This window comes from Rothia sp. HMSC062F03 (assembly GCF_001836905.1).
In the GTDB taxonomy this organism is placed as follows: Bacteria; Actinomycetota; Actinomycetes; order Actinomycetales; family Micrococcaceae; genus Rothia; species Rothia mucilaginosa_A.
The window spans coordinates 129540-155300 of sequence record NZ_KV830861.1; the positions used below are offsets into that span (position 1 = coordinate 129540).

22 protein-coding genes are annotated in these 25761 nt (G+C 63.5%); 8 read left to right on the plus strand and 14 right to left on the minus strand.

The annotated features are described in order from the left end of the window. Positions 1-18: 18 nt before the first annotated feature. From HMPREF2674_RS00540 to gluQRS, 6 genes are all read right to left on the minus strand, one after another. A complete protein-coding gene (locus HMPREF2674_RS00540) occupies positions 19-471 on the minus strand; it encodes a PLD nuclease N-terminal domain-containing protein (protein WP_080975278.1) in 453 nt (150 codons plus the stop codon). A gap of 111 nt (positions 472-582) precedes the next feature. Next, positions 583-1497 carry a 1,4-dihydroxy-2-naphthoate polyprenyltransferase gene (locus HMPREF2674_RS00545; RefSeq protein ID WP_049331731.1) on the minus strand — a complete coding sequence of 305 codons (915 nt, stop codon included), beginning with the start codon at positions 1495-1497 and terminating at the stop codon, positions 583-585. Between the two features lie 91 nt (positions 1498-1588). Then, positions 1589-2929, minus strand: coding sequence for an AMP-binding protein (locus HMPREF2674_RS00550; RefSeq protein ID WP_049346873.1), 1341 nt, complete (start codon positions 2927-2929; stop codon positions 1589-1591). A 153-nt stretch (positions 2930-3082) separates the two neighbouring features. After that, a complete protein-coding gene (locus HMPREF2674_RS00555; protein WP_005508297.1) occupies positions 3083-4036 on the minus strand; it encodes a 1,4-dihydroxy-2-naphthoyl-CoA synthase in 954 nt (317 codons plus the stop codon). Positions 4037-4243: 207 nt separating this feature from the next. Continuing rightward, a complete protein-coding gene (putP, locus tag HMPREF2674_RS00560; RefSeq protein WP_070824550.1) occupies positions 4244-5731 on the minus strand; it encodes a sodium/proline symporter PutP in 1488 nt (495 codons plus the stop codon). Between the two features lie 419 nt (positions 5732-6150). Beyond that, the gene (gluQRS, locus tag HMPREF2674_RS00565; RefSeq protein ID WP_070824551.1) at positions 6151-7155 is read right to left on the minus strand and encodes a tRNA glutamyl-Q(34) synthetase GluQRS; all 1005 of its coding nucleotides are present in this window, start codon (positions 7153-7155) and stop codon (positions 6151-6153) included. Between the two features lie 177 nt (positions 7156-7332). Here gluQRS and HMPREF2674_RS00570 point away from each other — a divergent pair, with 177 nt between their 5' ends. Beyond that, on the plus strand, positions 7333-8241 hold the full coding sequence (locus tag HMPREF2674_RS00570; RefSeq protein WP_070824552.1) for an MBL fold metallo-hydrolase: 909 nt from the start codon (positions 7333-7335) through the stop codon (positions 8239-8241). A gap of 162 nt (positions 8242-8403) precedes the next feature. Here HMPREF2674_RS00570 and HMPREF2674_RS00575 read toward each other — a convergent pair whose 3' ends face one another. From HMPREF2674_RS00575 to HMPREF2674_RS00585, 3 genes are all read right to left on the minus strand, one after another. Then, complete coding sequence (locus HMPREF2674_RS00575) at positions 8404-9423, minus strand: glycosyltransferase (RefSeq protein ID WP_070824553.1); 1020 nt, start codon at positions 9421-9423, stop codon at positions 8404-8406. 224 nt (positions 9424-9647) lie between these two features. Then, positions 9648-11540, minus strand: a complete 1893-nt coding sequence (gene menD, locus HMPREF2674_RS00580; protein WP_070824554.1) for a 2-succinyl-5-enolpyruvyl-6-hydroxy-3-cyclohexene-1-carboxylic-acid synthase — start codon at positions 11538-11540, stop codon at positions 9648-9650. Positions 11541-11668: 128 nt separating this feature from the next. Beyond that, positions 11669-12706 carry an o-succinylbenzoate synthase gene (locus tag HMPREF2674_RS00585; RefSeq protein ID WP_070824694.1) on the minus strand — a complete coding sequence of 346 codons (1038 nt, stop codon included), beginning with the start codon at positions 12704-12706 and terminating at the stop codon, positions 11669-11671. Positions 12707-13106: 400 nt separating this feature from the next. Between HMPREF2674_RS00585 and HMPREF2674_RS09480 the strand changes: the two genes are divergently transcribed. From HMPREF2674_RS09480 to HMPREF2674_RS00600, 3 genes are all read left to right on the plus strand, one after another. After that, positions 13107-14531: a phosphatase PAP2 family protein gene (locus HMPREF2674_RS09480; RefSeq protein ID WP_084824403.1), complete on the plus strand. Its 1425-nt coding sequence runs from the start codon at positions 13107-13109 to the stop codon at positions 14529-14531. 187 nt (positions 14532-14718) lie between these two features. Then, a complete protein-coding gene (locus tag HMPREF2674_RS00595; RefSeq protein WP_049331751.1) occupies positions 14719-15096 on the plus strand; it encodes a cupin domain-containing protein in 378 nt (125 codons plus the stop codon). A gap of 223 nt (positions 15097-15319) precedes the next feature. Continuing rightward, on the plus strand, positions 15320-16153 hold the full coding sequence (locus tag HMPREF2674_RS00600) for an oxidoreductase (protein ID WP_070824555.1): 834 nt from the start codon (positions 15320-15322) through the stop codon (positions 16151-16153). 100 nt (positions 16154-16253) lie between these two features. Here the strand turns inward: HMPREF2674_RS00600 and HMPREF2674_RS00605 are convergent, their stop codons facing one another. The 3 genes from HMPREF2674_RS00605 to HMPREF2674_RS00615 form a co-directional block, all read right to left on the minus strand. Continuing rightward, positions 16254-17033, minus strand: a complete 780-nt coding sequence (locus tag HMPREF2674_RS00605) for an amino acid ABC transporter ATP-binding protein (RefSeq protein ID WP_049343223.1) — start codon at positions 17031-17033, stop codon at positions 16254-16256. Positions 17034-17067: 34 nt separating this feature from the next. Beyond that, the gene (locus tag HMPREF2674_RS00610) at positions 17068-17871 is read right to left on the minus strand and encodes an amino acid ABC transporter permease (protein ID WP_049331760.1); all 804 of its coding nucleotides are present in this window, start codon (positions 17869-17871) and stop codon (positions 17068-17070) included. 127 nt (positions 17872-17998) lie between these two features. After that, positions 17999-18838, minus strand: a complete 840-nt coding sequence (locus HMPREF2674_RS00615; protein WP_070824556.1) for an ABC transporter substrate-binding protein — start codon at positions 18836-18838, stop codon at positions 17999-18001. A 276-nt stretch (positions 18839-19114) separates the two neighbouring features. Between HMPREF2674_RS00615 and HMPREF2674_RS00620 the strand changes: the two genes are divergently transcribed. The 4 genes from HMPREF2674_RS00620 to HMPREF2674_RS09035 all read left to right on the plus strand — a co-directional run bounded on the left by HMPREF2674_RS00620 (position 19115) and on the right by HMPREF2674_RS09035 (position 23104). Then, positions 19115-19846 carry a demethylmenaquinone methyltransferase gene (locus HMPREF2674_RS00620; protein WP_070824557.1) on the plus strand — a complete coding sequence of 244 codons (732 nt, stop codon included), beginning with the start codon at positions 19115-19117 and terminating at the stop codon, positions 19844-19846. A 104-nt stretch (positions 19847-19950) separates the two neighbouring features. After that, the gene (locus tag HMPREF2674_RS00625; protein ID WP_049331767.1) at positions 19951-21012 is read left to right on the plus strand and encodes a polyprenyl synthetase family protein; all 1062 of its coding nucleotides are present in this window, start codon (positions 19951-19953) and stop codon (positions 21010-21012) included. Between the two features lie 356 nt (positions 21013-21368). Further along, a complete protein-coding gene (locus HMPREF2674_RS00630) occupies positions 21369-22952 on the plus strand; it encodes a sodium-dependent transporter (protein ID WP_049331769.1) in 1584 nt (527 codons plus the stop codon). Between the two features lie 8 nt (positions 22953-22960). Beyond that, complete coding sequence (locus HMPREF2674_RS09035; RefSeq protein WP_080974908.1) at positions 22961-23104, plus strand: methionine/alanine import family NSS transporter small subunit; 144 nt, start codon at positions 22961-22963, stop codon at positions 23102-23104. A 106-nt stretch (positions 23105-23210) separates the two neighbouring features. Here HMPREF2674_RS09035 and rarD read toward each other — a convergent pair whose 3' ends face one another. After that, positions 23211-24236 (minus strand): EamA family transporter RarD, encoded by a 1026-nt coding sequence (gene rarD / locus HMPREF2674_RS00635; RefSeq protein WP_070483603.1) that lies wholly within the window; start codon positions 24234-24236, stop codon positions 23211-23213. 184 nt (positions 24237-24420) lie between these two features. Next, on the minus strand, positions 24421-25734 hold the full coding sequence (locus HMPREF2674_RS00640) for a DUF6882 domain-containing protein (RefSeq protein WP_070483606.1): 1314 nt from the start codon (positions 25732-25734) through the stop codon (positions 24421-24423). Positions 25735-25761 lie beyond the last annotated feature (27 nt).

Genomic DNA, 25761 nt, shown 5'->3' on the forward strand with positions numbered 1-25761 from the left:
ATGGGGAATCGTACCGGGCTATCGGCTCGGGTCGTCCTCGGGACGTTCGCCTTCGGTCCCTTCATTTTCGGACCGTTTATGTTCGGGGTTAGAATCCTCGTGCCCGTCGGTGCCGGCTTCTCGAGATGCGCGCTCCGCCTCGCGGCTGGCGCGTTCGCGCTCGGCCTTCGCCTTGAGCCAGCGCAGGTAGGCCTCATCGTCGTCGGGGGAAGCCATCGAGGGGGTGTTGCCTCGCTGAGCCGCGCCGGGCAGAGAGATAGAGCCGCGGGCGCCGCGCTCCCGCTTGGGGCGGCCCAGCAGCAACCACAGCACGGGACCCACCACAGGGAAGAACAGGGTGACGAGAACCCACAGCCACTTGGGCAGGGTACGCTCCTCGCGCGCGGGGGTGCGCACGGCATCCAGAAGGGCGTAGATGGTCAGGCCCACCACGAGGGCGCCCGCACCAATAATCAGCATGGCTCGAAACATAGAACCACTATGACATATCGCGGGTCGTCGCCAAAAGCGAGTCAGCTCAGGACTGATCCACCGCCGCCGTGCGGTATCGAAACGACAAAACTTTGGGAGGGCTCCGGCGGCTTAGTAGCCGGTGAACACCTGAATTTCGTGGCTGATGATATCCAGCGAACCCAGCCACACGGCCAGCGCCAGGAGCACCGAGTACACGAGCGCCACGATGCCAGCCTGCTTCAGCACGGGAATCAGCTCGCGGCCACCACGCATCCACACAGTCATGCAGGAGTGAACGGTCGGGCCCACGAGCACGAAGACCAGCATGAACCAGGGGTTCTGGTCGAGCAGCAGGACGGTCAGGAGCAGCGCGAGGGCCATCTCCGCGATGTAGGCGACGCGCGACCAGCGCTCGCCCAGGCGCACCGCAAGGGTCAGCTTGCCGGCCTCGATATCGGTGGGGATGTCACGCACGTTATTCGCCATGAGCAGTGCGCAGGAAATCAGGCCAATACCGATAGCCCCCACCCAGCCCAGCAGGGTCAGCGTGTGGGCCTGCGTGTAGAGGGTGCCCAGGGTGGCGACCAGACCAAAGTAGACGAAGACGAACACATCACCCAGGCCCATGTAGCCGTAGGGGTGCTTGCCGCCCGTGTAGCCCCAGGCCGCAAAGACACTCGAGGCGCCAATCGCCAGGAACCACCACTGGTTTGCCAGGGCCACCAGCACCAGGCCCGCCAGCATTGCCGCACCGAAGCACGCGAATGCGGCGTACTTGACCGAACGGGGGCTGGCCACGCCCGAACCGACCAGACGCAGGGGCCCCACGCGGTCTTCGTCGGTACCCTTAATGCCGTCGGAGTAGTCGTTGGCGTAGTTCACGCCCACCTGCAGGAAAAACGCGACCAGGAAGGCCAGGAAGGCATACAGCGGCTTGTACTCGCCAATCTCGTAGGCAGCGGCCGAACCGGCAATAATGGGAGCGACGGCAAGCGGCAGGGTGCGCAGGCGCGCGCCTTCAATCCATTGAGCGGCAGTGGCCACGGGGGTTCCTTCCAGGGGTTGATGCGTTTGCGGTGAGGAGGGCTACGGGAGGTACGGGACGGCGCCGTGAGGCAGAACCTCGGCGCGAATACTATCCGCGCGAGGCCTCCCGATAGTCCCTGTCCAGGATACTGTATATTTCGCGGCGGTCCGGTTTGCCGGTGCTGGTAAGCGGGAAGTCGGGCAGGATGCTCAACAGCTTGGGTGCCGCCGCCACACCCAGGCGTTCGATGCAGAGGCTCCGCAGGGCCTCGCGTAGCTCCGCGTTCTCGGCGAGGGCCGTAGCCGCGCCCTCGGCCGGGGACACGAGCGTGAGGGCGGCCGTCACGGCGGAGCCCCAGCGTGCATCCGGCAGACCGCACACGAGGGCTTCGCGCACGGCGGGGTGGCTCTCAAGAGCCTCAGCTACCGCGCGGGCCGAAATTTTGACGCCGCCGGTGATGATGATGTCGTCGCTACGCCCCAGCACGCGTAGGATGCACGGCTCACCGGGGGCGTGAGTGCTCAGCAGGCCGTAGTCGTCGGTGCGGTACCAGCGGGTGCCGTCGGCAGCGGCGAAGAAATGCTCTGCGGTACGACCGGGGTCGCCCAGGTAGCCCTGCGCCAGATGCGCGCCGCTGATCCAGATGCGACCAACCTGCGGCGGATCCTCATGCGCCGGGTCCTCATTCGTTAGCTCCGTACCCGCGGAGGGCACGCTCGGCATGCCCTCTTCGGGCACGAGCTCCACCCGCACGCCGGGCAGCACTCGGCCGGAGTAGATGCACCCGCCGGCGGTCTCGGCGCTACCGTAGGTGGTCACGACGTTGAGCCCCAGCTCTTGGGCGGCTGCGAGCAGGTCAGCGCTGGCGGGGGCACCTCCGAGCAGAATCCCGGTAAAGGAGCAGAGCGCGGCGTGAATCTCTTCGCCCGTGCGCGGCTCGTTCCGGGCCGTCTCGAGAAGCTTGTGCAGCTGGGTGGGCACGAGCGAAACAAAGCGACGGGTGGAGCTCAGCCGCTCGACCGCCCGCAGGAAGACATCGGGGCTAAAGTGCACCGGCTCGGTCACGGAGCGTGCGATGACAGGCTCGGTTCCGGCCAGCACCGAGCGGGCCAGAACCTGGGCGCCCGCAACATAGTGCGCGGGTAATGCTAGAAGCCACTGGGAGGCCTCGCTTCCCGCGCTCTTGAAGAAGCCCTCGGTAGCCTCCGCGCTCGCCCGCAGGGCCCGGGCGCTCAGCGCGGTGTGCTTGGGGATTCCGGTGGAACCGGAGGTACCCACGAGCAGGGCGACGGAATCCTGATCGTTCCCCGCGAAGATTCGCCCGAAAGAATCCAGAAGGGCCCGCGGATCGGCGGGTCGATCGGCCCGCAAGCGTACCGCGTGAGGGTGCAGGGCATCCTCCCCGGGGGCGGGTAGGGGCTCGAGCCCGGGTACGGGGGTGGTAATCATAGAAAGTCCTTAGCGGCTGTTCGTAGCGGCTGTGCTCTAGTGGCGTGTCATGCGCCGGGGCTGCAATAACGCGCCCAACAACGCGCCGGAGCCGGATTCTTAGCTGAGGGTCTCAGGGGTGAATCCGGCTCCGAGCCTATTCATTTGAAGCTACTAGAAGTAGTAGGGGTAGTTGGACCAATCCGGGTCACGCTTCTGCAGGAACGCATCGCGGCCCTCCACGGCCTCGTCGGTCATGTAGGCCATGCGGGTGGCCTCACCGGCGAAGACCTGCTGGCCGAGCATACCGTCGTCGGGCAGGTTGAAGGCGTACTTGAGCATACGGATTGCCTGCGGGGACTGGCGGGCGATGTGCGCCGCGTACTCCAGACCCTTGTTCTCCAGCTCGGCGTGGGGGACGACGTCGTTGACCGCGCCCATTTCGTACATGCGCTGGGCGTCGTATTCTTTGGCGAGGAAGAAGATTTCGCGGGCGAACTTCTGGCCCACCTGGCGTGCGAGCAACGCCGAACCGTAGCCTGCGTCGAAGGAGCCGACGGTTGCGTCGGTCTGCTTGAACTTGCCGTACTCTTCGGAGGCGATGGTCAGGTCGGCCACCACGTGCAGGGAGTGACCGCCACCGGCTGCCCAGCCGGAGACCAGGGCGATAACGACCTTGGGCATGGTACGGATGAGGCGCTGCACCTCCAGGATGTGCAGGCGGCCCGCGCGTGCCGGGTCGATGCTTTCTGCGGTGTCGCCGCTGGCGTAGTGGTAGCCGTCGCGGCCGCGGATGCGCTGGTCGCCGCCGGAGCAGAATGCCCAGCCGCCGTCCTTGGCGGAGGGGCCGTTGCCGGTGAGCAGTACGGTGCCCACGTTGGAGGTCATGCGGGCGTGGTCGAGGGCGCGGTAGAGCTCGTCGACGGTGTGCGGGCGGAATGCGTTGCGCACCTCGGGGCGGTCGAAGGCGATGCGCACGGTGGGCAGATCGCGCAGAATCTCGCCGTTTTCGTCGCGCTCAACCTGGCGGTGGTAGGTGATGTCGGTGAAGTCCTCGAAGCCCTCAACGACGCGCCAGTCGGCGGGGTTGAAGATGTCCGAGACCTTTTCGGGAAGTTGTGCAGTCATAGACCCTATTTTACGGTGCCCGCGGTGCGGCTCGTCGAGGCCGGGGAACGAAGCACGCTCGGCATAATATTCCAATAGCAGAATATGATGCGCGGGGAAGGGGCTCTGTCCTTGCGCTCATACCTGTATCTTGGCAGGTTAAGACCCTATAAACAGACCAAGGCCCGGACCGCGTGTGTGCGGCCCGAGCCTTGGGGAAGAGACTCTTTACTTGACCTTGGCGAGCTCAACCGCGCGGTCGAACTCTTCGTCAATGGCGTCGTTCTTCTTGTAGGTCATGAGCGAAACCACGATGGCGACCAGTAGAGCCGACGCGAAGCCGGGAACCATTTCGTAGAGCACGGACTTCATCGGGCTCTGGCCCCATGCGAATGCCACAACGGCACCGGTAATCATGGAGGCGAGTGCACCCTGGGTGGTCAGCTTACGCCAGTAGAGGGAGAGCAGAACGGTCGGGCCGAATGCCGAACCGAAGCCAGCCCAAGCGAATGCGACCAGCTGCAGAATGGAGCTGTTGGGGTTCCATGCCAGGGCACCGGCGACCAGTGCCACGATTGCCACGCCTGCACGGCCGAGCCACAGGGACTTGCCGGCGCTGAGCTTCTTCGAGGAGAAGATGCCGTAGAGGTCCTCAACCAGAGCGGAGGAGCACACGATCAGCTGCGAGGAGAGGGTGGACATAATTGCCGCCAGAACCGCGGCCAGAATCAGACCTGCAATAAAGGGGTGGAAGAGAATCTGGGAGAGGTCCAGGAACACGGACTCAGCGGTTTCCGGGTTGGTGAGGGATGCCTCGGGGTGGCGTGCAAAGTATGCGATACCCATGAATGCACCGCTGAGTGCGCCGAACACGGTCAGGACCATCCAGCTGATGCCGATGCGGCGGCCGGACTTAGCGTCCGCGGGGGTGCGCAGCGCCATGAAACGCACGATAATGTGCGGCTGGCCGAAATAGCCCAGACCCCATGCAAGGGACGAAATAATACCGGCGAAGGTGGTGCCCGCGAAGATGCTGAGGGCGTCGGGGCGAACCTGGCTGATGGACTCAACCACGGGGCCCACGCCGCCGAGGTCAATAATAGTGACGACGGGAACGGCAATGAGTGCTGCGAGCATGAGCAGGCCCTGAACCATGTCGGTGTAGGATGCGCCCATGAAGCCGCCGAAGAAGGTGTAGAACACGGTGATGCCTGCCAGCAGGAGCATGCCGGTGTGGTATTCCTGTCCGAAGGAGGACTTGAAGAACAGACCGCCGGACACCATACCGGAGGAGACGTAGAAGGTGAAGAACACTAGAATCACGACGCCGGAGACGATGCGAAGCACACGCTTGGTGTCCTTGAGGCGGTTGCTCAGGAAGACGGGGACGGTCACTGCGTCGCCGGCAACTTCGGTGTAGCTACGCAGTCGCGGTGCCACGAACTTCCAGTTGCACCACGCACCGATGGTCAGGCCGACGGCGAGCCAAGCCTGGGAGAGGCCGCTGAGGTAGACGGCGCCGGGCAGGCCCATGAGGAGCCAGCCGGACATGTCGGATGCGCCAGCCGAGAGAGCGGCGACGGTGGGGGAGAGCTGTCGTCCACCCAGCACGTAGTCGTCGAGGCTGTTGTTCTTGCTATTGGCCCACAGGCCGATCGCGATCATGGCGACAAAATATATCGCCAGCGCGATAATTTGGTATGTACTCGCGGCCATTGTTTTCCTTCTCTCCTGGTGTTGGTGAGCGTCTGTGTGTATTTATACGCTACTCCATAACTTTATAAGTGGTCTGGGATACATTCTAGATTCTTCAGAACGGAAAATAAAACCGTCGTTGCGAAATTTAGTTATGCGGTAAACAAATAAATATGCATCAATAGAATATTGCGGGTAACCGTATGTGTGGGAGACAGTGGGAATCTGTGTGAAAAAATGCCCGAAAACCCGGGGTGATAGGGCTTTCGGGCATTGTGCCACGGGCTTAGCTATGCAAAGGCAACACAAACGCGCATCGGCATATTCAATGCAAACGAAGAAAACGAAAAGTTTAAAAACCTTGACGGGGTGTCGTCTAACGTGTCGCCCATAGAAGGGGGTACGGGGCAGGAAGAGCCCGCGTTACGTGGTGTGAAGGTCTAAAGATTACGCACGACCCAGGGCTCACGCGACATGAGGGCCGGGTCAAAACGCTCCAGAATCACCGAAGCATCCGGCACCGGAACCCGAGCCTCATGCGGGCGGCCCGAATCGTCCAGCACCGGAATGGAGGCTGCAATCCAGCCGAGCACCTCGGGGATGGTCACCCCCGCCTCCTGAAGCTGAGGCAGAGTGACCGCGCCGTCACGCTTGGCCAGGCGCTTACCCTCTTCGTTCAGCGCCAGGGGAACGTGCGCGTAGCGCGGCTGCGGCAGACCCAGCAGGCCCGCCAGATACGCCTGGCGAGGCGCGGAGGGTAGCAGATCATCGCCGCGCACAATCTGCTCAACCCCCACGAAAGCGTCGTCCACCACGGAGGTCAGGTTGTACGCGTAGGTGCCGTCGTTGCGTACCAACACGAAATCGTCCACCAGCCCGGTGTAGGGGCCGTAAAAATCATCATGCACCGTGTAGCTCGTGCGCTCGGCGCGAAGGCGCAGAGCCGGCGGACGCTGGGCGCGGCGTTCCTCGCGCTGCGCCTCGCTCAGTCCGCGACAGGTGCCCGGGTAGGCGCCCGGGGCACCGTGCGGTGCGCTCGAGGCCTCCTGAATCTCGCGGCGGGTGCAGTAGCACTCGTACACGAGGCCCGCCTCGCGCAGGCGCTGAACCGCACGCTCGTAGGCGGCAAGGCGCGTGCTCTGGTAGAGGACGCCGGCCTCCTTACTCTCGGTACTCTCTGCCGCGCTGCCCGGGCTGACATCCCAGTCCAGGCCCATGGCTCGCAGATCGGCCAGCTGGCGTTCCGCGGCACCGGGACGCACACGATCCAGATCCTCAACGCGCATGTAGAAAGACTTACCACCGCGGCGAGCCATCGCCCACGCCAGAATCGCGGTGCGCAAATTACCCAGGTGCAGGTCGCCGGAGGGGGAGGGGGCGTAGCGTCCCGTGCCGCTGGGGAAAACCGCACCGGAAACATCGTTCGAAGAATCTGGAGAAATCATGGTTCCATCCTACGCGGAAAGCACTGCAACCAAGGCGGATCCGGGCCGGGCGGCCGGGGCTCCGGAATCCGAAAACCTCTCGGAGTGTGCCCAATTTCCTTTTCCAAAAAGGGAAATCTTGCTCTCTGAGAGTGCAATGGCGCAACATCGCTCAAAAATTCCAGTAGGGTTGTATCTATGGCTCGCACAATTGAACTTGCCGACGGCGTGTATCGCATCGCGACGGATAACTACCGACTCAATACCGGACTGGTTCTCGGACTGGAACGGGCACTGGTCGTAGATACCGGCGCCGGTCCCCGTCAGGCCACCGAAATTTATGATGAGGTTCGCCGCCTCACCCGACTTCCGATTACCGTAGTGAACACCCACGGCCACTACGAACGTTTCTTTGGTAACGACGTCTTCGCGGCTATGGGGGTCGAGGAGTTCTGGGCGCACCCCCGCGCCGCTCGCGCCATCCGCAAGTACGGCGCGGCGCAGCGATCCTACGTTGAGACCCTCGAGCCTGAGATGGCGCACCACCAGGGTGCCGCCACCGATATCGTCGTGCCCAACCACCTGGTCGCTAACAACGGCGACGGCATCACCTTCACCCCGATCGACCTGGGTGAGCGTAGCGCAACCCTCATGTACATGGGTCCCGGCCACACGGACGGCGACATCATGGTCGGCGTTGAGGACGTGCTCTTCATGGGTGGCCTCATTGAGGAAGGCACCGACCCGTACTTCGAGGATTCCTTCCCCGATCGTTGGATTGATACCCTGGGTGCCGTGCTGGAATTCGACCGCTACCGCGTGTTCGTGCCCGGTAACGGCGAGCCCGTGGACCGCACCTTCGTGGAGCGCGAACGCAACACTATGATTAGCGCGATCAAGTCAATTCGTGCCTCGACCCTGGACCGCGAGGACGAGGCGACCACCGCCGCAATGTACCAGCTGCCCTATGCGCCGGGCGCGACCCGCTTCCTGTTGGACCGTTTGGCCCAGCTCGAGAACGCCCCCGACTCTGAGAACTTCGACGCGGAGCAGCCGGACACGAGCGGCTTTACGGGCCCGATTACGTTGGGTAAGGCTGCCTACTAGGCCCTGTATTCCACGGCGCGCGGGGTCGTAGAGCGCCCCGCCGCCTCACCGAACCTCAGCATATTCGATATAGCCAATACGGCATAAATGCAGGTGCGGGCCGGTTTCTTCTTAGAAGCCAGCCCGCACCTGCGTTATATATCAGTCGTGCGCTAGGGAGATCTACGCCGCGGCGTACTCCGCGCGCATGGCCTCGCAGTCGGTCTTCAGCGCAGCGGGAACTTCGCCCATCGCGCCGCAGAGCTCCACGAAGCGGTGGCGCCAGTCCAGGTGCTGCAGGGCGCGACGAATCTGACGCTCGCCCTGCTCGGGGGTCCAGCGCGAGGCGGCCTCGGCAACCTGCGCGAGGCCCGCGCGAGCATCAGCGTGATCGATATCGACGGTCGCACCGTCCCAGAGAATCTCGCGTACGGTGCTCGTGTCCGGAACCTGACCCACCACGGTGACGCCGGAGGCCAGAGCATCGGTCCAGCGGCCGGTGATGTACTCCTTCGTGGGGTGGGTGTAGGGGGCGGGGCTCACCGAGGTGGAAAAGGCCAGCAGGAACTTCGCGCGGTTCAGCGAATCCTGCAGGTGCTGCGCCGACTCGCGGTCGTTCGTGCCAAAGGGCGGGCGGCCCTCGAAGCTCAAACCCAGCTCCTTGGCCAGGCGAGCGGTTGCTTCGTCGTCCTCATATGCGGCGGGCTGTCGGCCCACGCGCAGCAGATCGGTGGTCTTGGACTCCAGTGCCGCTAGACGGTCGGAGAAAGCGCTCCACACATCCGCTCCCCAGGGCAACACGCCCGGGGTCTTCACGCCGGCCGCGGTCCACGGCTGGACGTCGTCGGCGTCGGCGACGAAGATACGGTCGTAGACCGAGGACTTCGCAACGGCGGGAATACGGTCGTCCCAGAAGCTGTCAATGACCCAACCGTAGATGGCACCGTAGCGGCGGAATGCGAAGGAACGCTGCGCGACGGCGTAGAGCTGGCCGGGGTCGGAGGCGATGACCACGCAGCGGCGGGAACCGCCCTTGAGTCGCGGCAGGCGAGCCAGAAGCTTCGTTTCCTTGGACAGAGAAGCCCCCACGTTGACGGTGTGGACGGTGCTGCCGGTGTAGTGGGCCAGGAGGTCCGCCATGGCGTGCACCGGAACCCAACCGGCGCCGGAGGGAACGGCAACAATAATATCGAGTGAGCTCATGAGATTCCTTGAGAGGGATCCGCCGGGGAAAATGCGCGCAATGCTCATCACAATTGGCGGGACGAGCGGCACGCTCCCGGAGCGGACGGACGATAGATATCTAAGCGGGAAAATCCCTTGCGGCGGCCCCGGTACCGGGTATTTGCCGGGTAAACCCGCGGTGGGGCGCATACAGTCTTCAGTATATCCGTAGCCCGTGGTTCTCCGGGGATCAGCCTCGCCCGCTAGGGTGTGTGAATACGCACCTCGATACCCGATTCGGCGCCAAACCCGGCGGCCATGCGCGCCAGGTTGGTGTTCGGGGCGGCCGCGACCGTGAAGAAGCGGCTCACCGCGGCGGCGAATTGCTCATCGCGGGCCAGTTCGCCGTGTTCCAGGGTCGTGAAGATGCCGCCGCCGGCGTCGTCGAAGACCTCGATGCGCAGGTCGGGTAGTAGCTCGGTGCTCGGCAGATTGAGCGACGCAATGTCGTGCTGGAAGGTCAGGTCGCCGCAGAGCAGGGTCACCGGCAGGGCGGAGCCGCCGATGACGGGGCGGCCCTCGGAATCCGTCCCGGCGGGGTAGTAGCCCGAGAGGGAAACGCCGATGGCGGTTGCCGTGGTGCCGTCGATACCGGCCAGACCGCGGTTGGCGAAGACGCGCGCGGGGGCGGGCTCGCCCAGGGCGGGGGCCGCCGCCTCCAGATCACGCACAAGGTTGGAGGAACCCAGCACGAAGAGCCGCTTCTGCTCCACGGCTTCCCGCCAAACGCGGCGGGCGTAGGAGCGTCCGGCGGTGCGATTGCGGTAGTCGAGGTAGCGTTCCTCTTCCTCTGGGCTATTGCCCGAGGCACCGTCCGCGCGGTGCTCGTAGGTCTCAATTTCGCGCAGCGCGGCCTGCTGCAATTGTTTGCCGGCACGCATCCACTGCTGGACCCAGGCCTCGGCGGTTTCACCGGTTTCTTCTTCCGCGGGGTCGGTGCCCTCGGCCGGGGCGTCCTTGACACCGCGCGCGAACTCGGCGAGCTGCTGCGGGCTGGAGATTTCGATGAAGGAACGCGCTCCGGGCTCGTACCAGCTGGCGCGGCGCGGCGCGTAGTAGGCGCAGGTCACGCTCTCGTCGGCCAGTAGAGCGGTCACGGGGCGCGAAAGGGTCGGGTGACCGAAGAGCACCACGCGCTCAATACGCGCGGCAGGCTCGAATCCCTCTGAGGAGAGCAACTGCGGGTAGTGCGGAATGGCGGTTGCGCCGTGGCGTGCCTCGGAGGAGGGCTCAGCCAGCAGCGGCAGGTTCAGCACGCGCGCGAACTCGGCGGCAAATTCCCCGGCCCCGTCAGCGGCCACCACGACGGTTCGCGCGGTGGTGGAGAGCGCGGGCGCATCCGCCTCAATGGTTTGGGCCCCGGTGCTGAGGGAGCTCAGAAGCCACTCCCTTTCTAGCGCGGAAAGCCCCGACCCCTCGGCGCGGTCGGTGCGCAGGCGAGCCTCCTCCTGCGGATCGTAGTCCTCGAGCAGGCTCTGGGCCCACTGCGGCAGGGCGTGCGCGAACTGCCCGGAAGGGGTGAGCGGCGTATCGAAGCAGAGGTTCAGATGAACCGGGCCGATGGGCTCGGCCGAGGGACGGGCCCAGTTTTCTGCGGCGCGGCCGGTCAAAGCGTTGAGGCAGGCAGCGAAGGCAAAGGTCTGCTCGCCTTCCTCCTGCTCGGGATAAGCGGTCAGGTCGGCCTCGGCGCGCACAAAGGGAGAGAAGAACCCGGCCTGGTGGGTGGTCTGGTTGACGCCGCTTCCACGCAGACGCTCGGGGCGGTCTGCGCTCATGATCGCGAGGGGTATGCCGGCATGGTAGGCCTCCATGACGGCCGGCATGTACTCGCCCAGAGCCGTACCGGAGGTGCACACAAGGCCCACCGGGCGGCCCGAGGCTTTGGCGATGCCGAGAGCCGTGAAGGCGGCGGTTCGCTCGTCCACTCGCACGTGAGCGATGAGTGCTCCGGCTTCGGCGGCCGCGGCGATGGCGTAGGCCAGGGGCGCACTGCGGGAGCCCGGGGACACGACAATATGCCGCATTCCGGCGCGAATCAGTGAGTCGAGCACGGAAATTGCGGTCAGCATGGCGGGGATGGAGCGATGTTTAGTCACCGTACCATTCTAATGCCGCGCCCATATCGGGCCGGTATGGGTTACCTTCGCGCGCTGGTTCATGACGCACGGGTTCGTGACGACGCGCGGTTCTTGAGAGGCTCAAGCCCCCATGCTCTAGCGGCGGTCTAGCCGCGGTGGATGCGTTCCAGCACGCGGTAGCAGCGGCTCACCCGCTCAGCCCACCACCGGCGGGTCGGCTCGTCGGCGGCCAGGCGCTCGAGGCGCTGCGGGTCGGGCTCGACGGCTCGCACCCGCATGAGCCCGTCGTGGGCAATCATGGGGTCCTCGGCGACGTCCTCGGCCATGAGCGAGACGGTTCCCAGGCCGCACCCGTACTTCAGGGTCGGCAGGGAGGCCGCCAGGGCGGCACCGGTTGCGATGCCCACCGAGGTTTCCAGGGCCGAAGAGACGACGGCCGGAAGCTGGGCCTGCTCAACGATGGTCAGGGCACGGCGAACACCGCCCAGGGGAGCGGCCTTGATGACGATGAGGTCTGCGGCATTGGCGCGGGCCACGCGCAGCGGGTCCTCGGCCTTGCGAATCGACTCGTCGGCGGCGATGCGGACCGGCAGTCCCTCCTTGGCCACGGCGTAACGGAGCGCCGCCATGTCCTCGATGGTGGCGACCGGCTGCTCGGCGTAGATGAGGCCGTACTCGCAGAGTTTGCGGAGCGCCTCAAGAGCGCCGGAGAGGGTGTAGCCCATATTCGCATCGATCTTGAGGCGAGCCTCGGGGAGCGCCTCGCGCGCGGCGGCCACGCGGGCCACGTCGTCGGCGAGGCTCTGGCCCTTCTCCGCGACCTTGATTTTGAGCTCCCGGATGGTGCCGTCGTAGCGGGCGAGTACCTCGGGCACGCGTTCGGCGGGGACGGCGGGCAGGGTTGCGTTGAGCGGAATACTTTCGCGCACCGGCTCGGGGGCGGGGAGCCAGGCCGCTTCGAGGGCGCAGGCGAGCCAGGCGGCCGCCTCTTCGTCGCCGTATTCGAGGAATGGCGCGAACTCGCCCCAGCCTCGGGGGCCGCGAATGAGCGCGCTCTGGCGACGGTTCACACCGCGGAAGGTGACGTTCATGGGGATATCGACGACGGCTAGGCGCTCGAGCACCTCGTCCAGCGGGGGTAGCGGAAGCCCCGCGAGGCGGAAACCGTAGCCCAGGGGCGGCACGCCGCCCGGGGTGGACTCTGCGGGTGATGATTTGTGATGCACGCTCACTGTTGTCCTTTCCCCGCTAAAAATTTTTTTAGCGGTTCAAGCCCCTCGATATGGGGCACGTCCCAACTCGAACCGGGCGCTCGGCACGCCGCTGACCAGGGCTTTTAATGGGGGGTTTGGGGAACTTTCGATACCTCTCGCGTTAAGCCTGCGTATTTTGCGGAAACTCTCAGCTTAGCGACCCAAAAACTTTACCTTTTCATAGCTTAACCTGAGATAGTGAGGTAGTTACTCTATCAGCGCGGTGACCGCATTCGACTCGCGCGAAGGCTTGGGGGTCTTCGCCGCCGGGTGGACCGCCGCGAGGTAACGCCATGAGGGAGAAGGTACGAAACGAAGTGTGGAGGGGCTTATGAGCTATCGATGGAACGCGCACGAAACCGTCGCGAGCGGCGCGGTGAGCGATTCTGAGGCAACCCGCCCGCTCCAGACCGGCGATGATGCCCCTACCCTGCCCTTCTCCGCCGAGGCCGTCGCGGACCGCGCGGCCGAGCTCTCCGATACCCAGCCTATCTCTGCGACCCAGCCGATTTCGGCCGCCCGTTCCTCTTCCGCGCGCGCGTACGCGCACGATGCACAGGACCCCACCGAGGTGCTCCCCGCCCGAAGCCCCGACACCCGCTTGCTGTCGAACACTGACGGCTCCACCCGCCTCATGCAGGCCACCCAGACGCTTGAGGAGCCGACCATTCAGGCTTCTCGCTCGCCCTATGCGGCCCCCAGGGTTGAGCCCGCGACTCCGGCTGCACCCGCCGCGCCGGTGCCGCCTCGCGCGGCGAACCCCAACGTTTCCTACGGGGGAGCCTCGTATTCCGGCGTTCCCTACCCCAACGAGGCCTTCCCTCCCGCTTCTCAAACGGGCAACGTCTATTCCCAGGTTGGAGTGACCTCGATGAGCCCCATGGGCAACCCGATCCGCCCGGGTGAGGGCGACCCGAAGAGCTTCCCGAGTACCGGCCTTCTGATGCGGCATCTCTTTGCCCTGCTCTTCTTGGGGGCCTCGCTTTTCGGGGCCTTCCGTTTCTTCATCTACACGCACGTTGGCCAGCAGGTGGATGAGCAGGCCTACGCCGAGTACACGAACCAGTTCCTCAACTATCGCGGTCCGACCCTGACCGCGCTGGACTCGTTGCCGACGATTGTCGGTGTGGTGGCGGTGCTCGGCCTGATTGCGGTGCTGGTATGGAAGCACCGGTTCCTCCCGGCACTGGTGGGGGTGCTCTGCGGCGTGGGAGCCTGCGTCACGACCTACGCGCTGAAGAACTACATCATCGTGAAGCCCGACTGGGGTATTCAGGAGGCGGTGAGCAATTCGGCGCCCAGCGGCCACACGACGTTCGCGGCGGCGGCCGGTGCGGCCCTCTTCCTGGCGGCTCCCCGGCTGATGCGTCCGACCGTGGCCCTGTTGGCGGCGGTCGCGACCTGCCTGACGGGTGCCTCCACGATTATTAACGGCTGGCACCGCCCGGTGGATGTTGTGACCGCGATTCTCGTGACCGCCATGTGGACGGTGCTGGGCATGACCGTGCTGCGCTACGTGCGCCGCGGCGACTTCACGATTGCCGCGCGCGGCGGCCTGGTGCTGGTGCCGCTGTTGACGATTGCGACGCTTTTCCTTTCCTTCTGTTCCGTGATTCTGTACCTGATTGCGATTTTCTCGCCCATCCCGGGAGGCGCGTTTACCGCAGCGACCTGCATGATCGTGGCGGTGAGCTTCGGTACGACGGCGCTGACGGTGAATCTGCTGCGCGCACGCAATAGCAAGCGTCAGGCGTAACCCAAATGCGTGCCTCGCCCTCATGCGGCGGGGCACGCGTTTTTATTGGCTTTGTGTGTGGGCGTTGCCTCGCGGGGGAGCGCAGAATACAATGGAAATAATTGGTATTTTTGATACCAAATAACAGTATTGGCGACTAGCCGCCGGGCCGCATACTCCGCCCGGCTCGAGTAGAAAGGTGCGTACCATGGCAGGTACCCATGAAGGCCGCGTCATCATTTTCCCCCAGCTCACCGAGGAGCTAAAGCCCTTCGAAGACAAGCCCCAGGCCCGCAAGATTGTGGACGCCGACGGCGGCAACCTGACCCTCATGGAGCTGGCGGCCGGCCAGTCCTGGCACGAGCACCACAGCGTGCACCCCATCTTCGTGCAGGTTCTCAAGGGCGAGGTGATCTTCCATGTGAAGGATCGCGATATTACCCTGGTCCCGGGCAAGCCGATTCACGTGACCGCCAAGCTTCTGCACTCCCTGCGCGCCGTGAAGGACTCCACCCTGCTGGTGACCATGCTGACCGGCGAGTCGCACCCCGAGCCCAAGCTCACCGTTGAGGTGGAAGAGGTTTAAACCCCGGCCTCTAAACCCCTGACCCCAAAACCTTAGCTCGCCGCCGCATCTGCACAGGATGCCGCGGCGAGCTTTTTCTCTGTCCTCCTGCCCTCATATATGTCGGCGAGAATACCCGCAGCTACGCCCTGAGCTTTCTGCATGCTCGTACGCCCCCGCGCGGGCGTACCCTGAGAAGTACACTCCCGCTAACCTCACAGGGAGCAACCCGAAAGGATACGCAATGCCCAAGTCACTGCAACGCCCCGTCGTTCTTCTCACCGGCGCCAGCTCCGGTATCGGCTACGACGTAGCGCCGCTGCTGGTGCGCTACGGCTACACCGTCTACGGTGCCGCCCGCCGCGTTGAGAAGATTGAAGAGCTCGCCTCCGAAGGCGTGAAATCGCTCAGCCTGGACGTTACCGATGAAGCATCCATGGAAGCCGCCGTACAGCAGATTATTGAGGCAGAAGGTCGCATTGACGTGCTCATTAACAATGCAGGCTACGGATCCTACGGCGCCATTGAAGACGTCCCCATCGACGAGGCACGCCGCCAGTTCGAGGTGAACCTCTTCGGCCTCGCGCGCCTCACCCAGCTGGTGCTGCCGCATATGCGCGCACGGGGCAGCGGGCGCATCCTGAACATCTCCTCAATGGCGGGGCGTATTACCTCGCCCCTGGGCGCCTGGTATCACGCCACCAAGTACGCTCTCGAGGCGTTCAGCGATGCGCTACGCATGGAGGTTGAAGAGTTCGGTATTGACGTGGTCATTATCGAGCCCGGCGGCATCAAGACCCCCTGGGGGCTCATCGCGGCAGACCACCTCGAGGAATCCTCCCGAAACGGTGTCTACGCGGCTCAGGCACAGCGCGTTGCGGCAAATATGCGTAAGCTCTACTCGCCGTCCTCCAACCTTTCAGAGCCCAAGGTTATCTCTAACGCTATTCTGCGAGCCCTGGAGGCGCGCCGCTCCAAGACCCGCTACCTGGTAGGTTTCGGTGCTAAGCCCTCCGTGTTCCTGCATACCGTGCTACCGGACCGTCTCTTTGACAAGGTGGCGCGCCGTATCTTCTAGAACCGAAATAGCGGCGAACTAGAGCATTAAAAAGCGGGCGGTGCTGCGCGAAACAGAATGTTTCGTACAGCACCGCCCGCTATATTTTCAAGAGCTAGTACTAGTTTACAACCGCGTGGGTCGGATCGAGCACTCGAGCCAAGAAAGCCCGGGTACGTTCGTGCTTGGGGGCGCCAATCACCTGGTCGGCAGGGCCTTCCTCCACGACCACGCCGTCGGCCATGAAGACGACCTTGTCGGCCACCTCGCGGGCGAACGCCATCTCGTGGGTCACCACAATCATGGTCATGCCCTCATCGGCCAGGTTACGCATAATGCTCAGAACCTCGCCGACCATCTCCGGGTCCAGCGCACTGGTGGGCTCGTCAAAAAGCATCAGGTCGGGGTGCATGGACAACGCACGGGCGATAGCCACACGCTGCTGCTGGCCGCCGGAAAGCTGAGCGGGAAAACGGTCTTCCTTGCCGGCCAGGCCCACCTTAGCGAGCTGCTCGAGGGCCACCGCCTCCGCCTCCTCCTTGGAGCGGCCCAGCACCTTAATCTGGGCAATCGTGCAGTTATCCAGGATGTTCAGGTGACCGAAGAGGTTGAACTGCTGGAACACCATGCCCATGTGGGTGCGCACGCGGTTAATGTCCACGTCCGGGTCGGTGACCTCGGTATCGCCCACCATGATGGTGCCGTCGTTCGGCTCCTCCAGTAGGTTCACGCAGCGCAGCAGGGTGGACTTGCCCGAACCGGAGGGACCGATGAGGCACACGACCTCGCCGGGGGCGACCTCCATGTCGATGCCCTTGAGCACCTGGACCTTGCCGTAGGACTTGTGCAGGTTAGAAATGCGCACCGAGGAGGCGGCCATGGATGAAGTTGAAGCGGTCATAGTATCCGTAATCCGTTCTGTCTCGTCGTTGCGCTTACTTGCGGCCGGTCAGCTGGGTGCGGCGCTCAAAGTATGCGGAGAGCTGGCCCAGCGGGACGGTGATGATGAGGTAGCACAGGCCGGCGACCACCAGGGGAGTCAGGCCCGCATTGGCGGCGGTCAGGCCCTCACGGCCGAACTTTGCCAGCTCGTACTGCGATACGGTCACGCCCAGCAAGTAGACGAGGGAGGAGTCCTTGGTCAGCAGGATAACCTCGTTGGTCAGCGGGGGAAGCACCACGCGGAAGGCCTGCGGGATGATGATCGAGATCATCGCGCGGGTGTGGGACATACCCAGGGAGCGTGCCGCCTCCATCTGGCCCTTCGGAATGGCCTGCAGGCCCGCGCGCAACACCTCGCTGATGTAGGCAGCCGAAACCATACCCAGAGACAGGGTCACCGGAATTAGGTTATCCACGAAGCGAATCTTGAAGGCCAGCGGAATACCGTAACCGAAGGCGAAGAAGACCAGCAGTGCCGGGATACCGCGGAAGAGCTCAACGTACAGGGTGGCAATCCAACGGTACGGGGCAATGGAGGAAATACGCATGAGCGCCAGCAGTAGACCGCCGGAGAGGCCCACAACAAAGCCCAGCGCGGTGTAGAGCAGGGTGTTCTTCAGCGCCACGGTGATGACGTCGGGGAACTGCTTGGCCGCCACATCGAGGTTGAAGACCTGCTGGCTGAGGGTCTTCCAGTCAGCCAGCAGAATGGCAGCCAGGGCAATAACGGCCAGGATGGCGTACTGTGCGTAGCGGAAGAGCTTCTGCTTCTGGCGGGGTGAAAGTTTAGAGGACATGCGCTTTCTTATCGAGTGCTGTTCGGTCAAGAGCGTACTAAACGCTCGCGGAAAAAGGCTGGGACCTCCCCAACCCAAAAGTATTAGGGTACTCCTGAATTGGGGGAGGAACTAACCGATGAGGGAGTTAGGACGCGGAGGAGGAGGCGCTCGCGGAGGCCGAGGAGGTGGTGCCCACCCACTTGGCCTTCATCTTGTCGAGCTCGCCGTTCTTCTTGAGCTTGTCAATGGTGGCGTTGGCCTTGGCCAGCAGTGCCTTGTTGTTGGAAGAGACTGCTGCGGCAATCTGTTCGGTATTCTCGGAATCCTGGTAGGCAATCTTGAAGGAGTCCGGGTCGTTGGTCAGCGCCTCGGAAATCACGGAGAGGTTCGCGGCGACTGCCTTGACCTGACCGGTCTTCAGAGCGGAGAACATGAGGGAGGTGTCTTCGTACTGGATGACCTCTGCGCCGTTTTCCTTGGCGTAGGTCTCACCGCTGGTAGCCTGCTGGGCACCGACGGCCACGCCCTTCAGGTCGGCTGCGGAGGTGATGGAGGAGCCCTTGGGAACCAGGATGGCCAGGTTGTCGTCGAAGTAGACGGTGGTGAACTCCATCTTGCTCTTACGTTCGTCGGTCACGCCGATACCCGCCAGCGCGATGTCGCACTGGCCGGTGGACAGACCGGTGCCGGAGTCTAGGCCCTCGAAGCTGATGGAGGTCAGCTGTGCCTTCACACCCAGGTCGGAGGCGATGGCGTTGGCGATGTCTGCGTCCAGGCCCACGACGGTGCCGTTCTCTTCGTATTCGAAGGGCTTGTAGGGGGTGTTGGTGCAGACGCTGAGCACGCCGGACTTGACGAGGCTGACCTCGCCGTTGGCGTCGGAGTTCTCGTTGGCGGTGGAGACGCAGCCGGTCAGTGCCAGGGGCAGTACCGCCAGCAGGGCCAGCGGCTTGAAGGATGCCTTTTTGAGGATTGCGGTGTTCATTGGGGTGCTCCTATGTGCGGTGTGCGTTCACTCGTTGAGCGGCGCGTTCTATGAAATCTAGAGTCTATTGTGCGCCTGCATGTTAAAAAATGCAAGCATATACATAAATATTCATAATATTTTGCTGAATATACATAAATTTACCCTCGAAGGATGAATAAAACCCCGCCTATGCGGCCCAAAAATCATCCGAGCGAGCCAGCGAACCCCTCACATGACGTAACTACGGTTCACCCAACTATCGAATCCCCCAACCTCCATGCCACAATTGAGAGCGTGAACGCAGAGAAGAATACCCGCGCCACCCGCGCCACCCTGGATAAGAAGACCAGCGACATCGCCGCAATGTTCGATACCGTCGCCGAACGATACGACCTGATGAACGGCATCCTTTCCCTCGGCCAGCACATCTACTGGCGCAAGCAGGCCGTCGCCGCCGTCGACGCGCACCCCGGCCAGAAGGTCCTGGACGTAGCCGCAGGAACCGGCGTCTCATCCGAACCCTTCGTCGACGCAGGTGTAGACGTCATCGCCGCCGACCTCTCCGAGGGCATGCTGGACGTTGGTCGTCGCCGCCGTCCCGACATGACCTTCGTGCAGGCCGACGTCACCGCCCTGCCCTTTGAAGACGGCACCTTCGACGCGGTCACCATGTCCTACGGCCTGCGCAACGTCGCAGACTACCCCAAGGCGCTGAGCGAAATCTACCGCGTGCTCAAGCCCGGCGGCCGCATCGTGATTCTCGAGTTCTCGACCCCGACCTTCGCCCCCTTCGGCGCGGTGTACAAGAACTACATCATGAAGGCGATTCCGCCGATTGCGCGCGCAATTTCCTCCAACCCCGAGTCCTACGAATACCTCGCCGAGTCCATCATCGCCTGGCCCAACCAGCAGGCACTGGCCGAAAAGTTCAAGGAGGCGGGATTCACCTCGGTGCAGTACCGCAACCTGACCGGCGGTATCGTTGCCATTCACCGCGGCTTCAAGCCTGTGGAATCCAACGCATAACGTTCACACCACCCCGACATACCCACCGCACCGTTTTCACGCCGCCCCGATAGGACATTCCGAGGGACGGACCACTAGAAAACACCAAGAAGATAGAAGACACCGTGACCAACGCAGAGCAGCCCATCGCCGCCACCGACCTGCTGGGAGACCTCGATCTGAAGCTTCCCGCGGGATTCGAACTGATCGCCGCAGACCCCAAGTTGGGTCCGCAGATCCTCTCGTCCCTCGCCCGTATTGAGGAGCGCCTGGGCGAGGCCATCGCGCAGACCGACCACCTGGCCGACGTCGCCTCCCGCCACCTGCTTCTGGCCGGAGGCAAGCGCGTGCGCCCGCTGCTGGCCCTGCTCTCGGCAGCCGTGGACGGCGAAATCAACGACGAGGTTATCGAAGCCGCCGTGGTCGTTGAGCTGACCCACCTGGCAACCCTCTACCACGACGACGTCATGGACGACGCCCCCAAGCGCCGCGGCGTGGACAGCGCCCAGATGATTTGGGGTAACTCCGTCGCAATTCTGACCGGCGACCTGATCTTCTCCCGCGCCTCCCTGCTGGTCTCCGAGCTGGGTACCCGCCCCATGAAGATCCAGTCCCAGACCTTCGAGCGCCTGGTGCTCGGTCAGCTCTTCGAGACCACCGGCCCGCGCGAGGGCCAGGACCTACTTGACCACTACATCGCCGTCATCGAGGGCAAGACCGGCTCCCTGATTGCCGCCGCCGGCGAGTACGGCTCCCTGCTGTCGGGTGCCTCCGAGGAAGTCATCTCGATGGTCAAGACCTACGGCGAGCTGGTGGGCGTGGCCTTCCAGCTGGCGGACGACGTGATTGACATTGTCAGCGACGGTAAGACCAGCGGCAAGACCCGCGGCACCGACCTGCGCGAGGGCGTTCCGACCCTGCCGACCATCCTGCTGGATCGCGCTGTGGCGGCCGGCGATGAGTCCGCCCGCGAGGTACGCGCCCTGCTGGACGCCGACCTCAGCTCCGACGAGGCCCTGGAGACGGCCGTTGAGGCCCTCTCGGCCCACCCGGTCACCCAGGAAGCCTGGCAGATTGCCTACGACTGGGCCGATCGCGCGATTGAGGCGATCGCTCCACTGCCCGATTCCACCGCGAAGGCTGCGCTGGAGTCCTTCGCCCACGCCGTAGTTCACCGCGAGGGCTAGTCTCAGCTAAAGGGTTGCCTTCTGATTCTTGACCGTGAGGCCCCGCCCGTCCACCAGGACGAGCGGGGCCTCACGGCGTATCTGCGGGCAGAATTTTGTGTCGTGTCTCGTTTGAACGGGGCTCCGATATTTCGCATGGTGGGGTTGTGCGGGAATTTCTTGACCGGTTCTCGCTCTTTAAGGTAAACCTGAGAGTCATGTCTAAAACGTGCCACCACGTTCTGGACCCCCGACGGCTCCCTCGCCCACCCCGCGTTGGACGGGCCGTCGCTTCTCTTGGACGCGAGCAAGTCCCGCCAACCCGCGGTTCCCCTCGCACCAACCATCCGCGTCCCCACATCTAGAGGTTTACAACAATGGGAGCATCTACCCCTAAGGCGCCCGCGAAGCGCGAAGGCTTCTCGAGCCGCCGCGTCTTTATCTTTGCCGCCATCGGTTCTGCTGTTGGTCTGGGCAATATTTGGCGTTTCCCCTACATCGCATTCGACAACGGCGGCGGCGCCTTCATGATCCCCTACATTGTCGCCCTGCTAACCGCCGGCCTGACTTTCCTGTTCTTTGACTACGCCATTGGTCACCGTGCGCGTGCTTCGTCGCCGCTGGCCTTCCGCCGCCTGAACCGCAAGACCGAGTTCATCGGCTGGTGGCACATGGGTATTAACTTCGTGATTGCTATCTACTACGCCGCTATTGTGGCGTGGTCGTTGCGTTACATGGTTTTCTCCTTCACCAATGCGTGGGGCGATAACCCGAAGGCGTTCTTCCAGGGTGAGTTCTTGAAGGTTGCGGACACCCCCGGTGTCTCCCTGGACTTCAACATGAACATCCTGATTCCCATGGTTCTCGTCTGGGGTGTGCTGCTGGCTGTGATGGCTCTGGGCGTGCAGAAGGGTGTTGGCGCGGCCAACATCGTCTTTATCCCGCTGCTGCTGGTCATGTTCGTGGGCCTGGTGATTTACTCCCTGACCCTGCCCGGCGCAGTTGACGGTCTGAACGCGCTGTTCACCCCCAGCTGGGATTCGCTGGCTAACCCGGATGTGTGGGTTGCCGCCTACGGCCAGATTTTCTTCTCGCTGTCCATCGGCTTCGGCATTATGATCACCTACTCCTCCTACCTGAAGCCCAAGGCTGACCTGACCGGTTCGGGTGCCGTGGTTGGCTTTGCAAACTCCGGTTTCGAGCTGCTTGCGGGTATTGGTGTGTTCTCGGCTCTGGGCTTCATGGCTCAGGCTGCGGGCACCCAGGTGAGCGATGTCGCGACCAGTGGTATTGGTCTGGCGTTCATCGCGTTCCCGACCATTATTTCTCAGGCTCCCGGCGGTGTGCTGATCGGTATTCTCTTCTTCGGCTCCCTGCTCTTCGCGGGCTTCACCTCCCTCATCTCGATTCTTGAGGTGATTATTGCGGGTGTTCAGGACAAGTTCGCCACCTCGCGTCTTGCCTCCACCGCCCTGGTGATTATTCCGGTCGCCGTAATTTCGCTGTTGCTGATGCCGACCACCACCGGCCTGTACGTGCTCGATATTCTCGATAACTTCGTGAACCTCTTCGGTATTCTGGCCGCCGGCCTGTGCGCCATCATCGTCGTGGCGTACGTGGTGCGTGCGCTGCCCGCCCTGGCCGAGCACCTGAACCGTTACTCCTCCATCAAGGTCGGTAAGATTTGGATGGTTCTGCTGGCCGTCGTGACCCCGCTGGTTCTTGGCTACTCCCTGATTCAGAGCGTCATCAAGCTGATTCAGACTCCGTACGAGGGTTACCCGACAGATATGCTGGCAATCTTCGGCTGGGGTATGAGCGCGCTCCTGCTGGTCGGCGCGATCGTTGTTTCTCTCTTGCCCTGGTCGAAGAAGTCTCGTGCCGCTGAGAAGCCTCCGGCACCTCCGGTGATTGCCGGTCAGGTGGAGCACGACCACGTCGATACGACCATTACCCGTTAGGAGCCCTCATGTCTATCTCTGCAATTGTGATGCTGATTGTGGCCATCCTGATTATCTGGGGTGGCCTGGGCCTGGCGATGCTGAACCTGCACCGTCATCCGGACCTGGATGCCCTGGACGAAGCGGCTGAGGCTCAGGGCTCCGAGCTCTAGAGCGTAAACGCGACATACAGTGATGCCCCGCCGGTATAGTTGGCGGGGCATCACTGTATTTTATGCGGGTGTTGAGCGTGCCGAAGGGACAGAACGGGGGAGGGAACTATTTGTTCTCGGAGCGCTGGGTTTGCTCCTGCTCTTCCAGAAGAATCTGCGCATCCTCAGCCTGTACGTTTTCCGCCTGAACCAGCGGAATCATGCCGGTCTCCGGATCCGACAGCGCGGAGGCGCGGTAGGAACGAGAGGCACGCAGAGCATCCACCGTGAAAATGATGAGCGCAACCCAGATGAGGCCCAGGCCCAGCACCTTATCGGGGCTCATGCGCTCGTGCAGCACGGTGATGGCCAGAACGAACTGGATGGTCGGGCCCAGGTACTGCACCATGCCGATAACCGAGAGCGGCAGGGCCTTGGTTGCCGCCGCAAAGAGCATGAGCGGCACAACGGTGACCACACCGGTGGACGCCAGGAGCCAGAAGTGCCCGGTGCCCTCGCTGAAGAGGGTCATCTGACCCTGTGCGTTGAGGACGAAGAGCGCAATAACGCCGAAGGGAGCCAGGATTAGCGTCTCGAGGGACAGCGAGACGATGGGGCTCACCTCATGGGCGATACGGGCCTTGAGCAGGCCGTAGATGCCGAAAGTAAAGGCCACGCCCAGGCCGGTCCACGGCACCTGCCCGTAGATGAGGCTCATCATCAGCACAGCGATGCAGGAAATCGCCACCGAGACCCACTGCGCGGCGCGCAGCCGCTCCTGCAGGAAAATTACGCCCAGCACCACCGAAACCAGCGGATTGATGAAATATCCCAACGACACATCAATCGTGTGGCCGGTCGTCGTCGCCACCACGTAGATGAGCCAGTTTGCGCAGATGAGAATGGAGGCGGCCGTCAGCACCAGCATGATGCGGCGGTTCCGCAGGGTTCGGCGGAAGTCGGCGGTTGCCCGAACAAGAGGTAGTAGCAGGGCGCAGAAGATGAGGGAGAAGACCACTCGGGCCACGACGATTTCAATCGGCCCGGCCGGCGCCATGACCACAAAGTAGAGGGGGAGCAGACCCCAGATGAGGTAGGTACCGATGATGGTGATAAACCCGTTACGGGTGGCGTGTTTCTGCGTCTCTGACATGGTTTCTTCTTGAGCTACTTTCTTCTGTGCGTGTTCTTTGAGCGTTATTCGTCGGGTTGGGGCCGCACACAATCAATCCCGCGCACTGCAGACATCCTCGTGGGGACCGGATAGAGGTGCTCCGGACGCCGACAGGCGCGGTACCACGAGGATACCGCGCCTGACGGGGTGTTGTGTATTCGGTTTAGAGGCCGAAGAAGCGGGAGAAGAAGCCCTTCTTCTTGGGCTCGGGCTTCTGCTGCTCTTCCTCGCGGCGCTCCTCGAAGTGCTGACGCTCGTACTCTTCGTGAGCGGCTTCTTCGTGCTCGGCGGGCAGGTCGGGGGCGTCGCCGGCGTTGTGAATCGGCTCCACGTACTCGGCGATTTCCTCTTCGGTGTACTCGCCCTGTGCCTCGTAAGCTTCGGGCTCCTCGGCGTGCTGCTCTGCCGGTGCCTGCTCGGCGGGAGCCTCGTGAGTTTCAACGTGCTGCTCGTCCTCGGCACCAATCGAGGCGTCGGTGTAGACGCGGGCCTGCTCGGGCTCGTGCTCCTCGACGGGCTGTTCCGCCGGGGCGGGCTGAGCCTCGGCGACGGGTGCCTCGTACTCCTCGTGAGCTTCGGCGGCGGGTGCCTCGTAGGTGTCAGCAACCGGTGCGTGCTCCGCAATCTCGACGGCGCGCTCGGCCTCGGCGCGGGCGGCGGCGCGCTCGGCGGCCTCCTGCTCGCGCTGGGCGCTCTGAGCGGCGGCCTCGGCAGCGGCGATGCGCTCAATCTCGGTACGGGCGGCTGCGAGCGACTCGCGACGCTGGGCAGCGGCGGCGGCGCACTGCTCCAGAACCTCGGGGCCAACCTGCGGCTCGGCCTCCTCAATACCGCTGATGCGACCGTCGTCGAACCACAGGCGCAGTGCACCGTCGGTTGCGGTCAGCACGGCGGTTGCCTCGGTATCCCAGGCAATGTGGAAGCCGCGCTGCTGGGCGTAGGAATCCACCGCCAGAACCTGGTTGTGAATCTCTTCGCTCTGCAGGGTCTTGGCGATAACACGGCCGATGCCCTTGTAGGTGGGGGCCTCGAGGGCCAGCTCGTGACCCTCCAGCAGAGTCCACGCGCGCACACCGGCACCGGCGGGCAGCGGGTAGTGGGCGTAGAGACCGCTCAGGGTCTTGGCCGCCAGGGTGAGCCGGCGGGCCAGGGACTCCGAGAGGGGAAGCTCATCGGTGGTCAGTTCGACCAGGCCGTCGCGCTCGCCAGCTTCGCGGGCCTGAATGGCTGCGGAAACCACGGAGTCGGGGAAGTAGCCCAGCTGCTGCCAGGACCAAATCCAGGTGCCGCGGTTTTCGGATTCGGTGCCCAGCAGGTGCGGCTTGAGCGAGAGCGGGGGAACGGTCTCAAAGTCCAGGGACTGAGAAGTGAAGTCCACGTTCCACTCGGAGGTACCCACGAGCTCGGCGAGTCGAGCCTGGTACTCGGTGGAGATAAAAATCGATGCGTCGATAAGATCCTGCAGAGAATTCGTCATGATTTAAGATTATCAACCTTTTGAGGG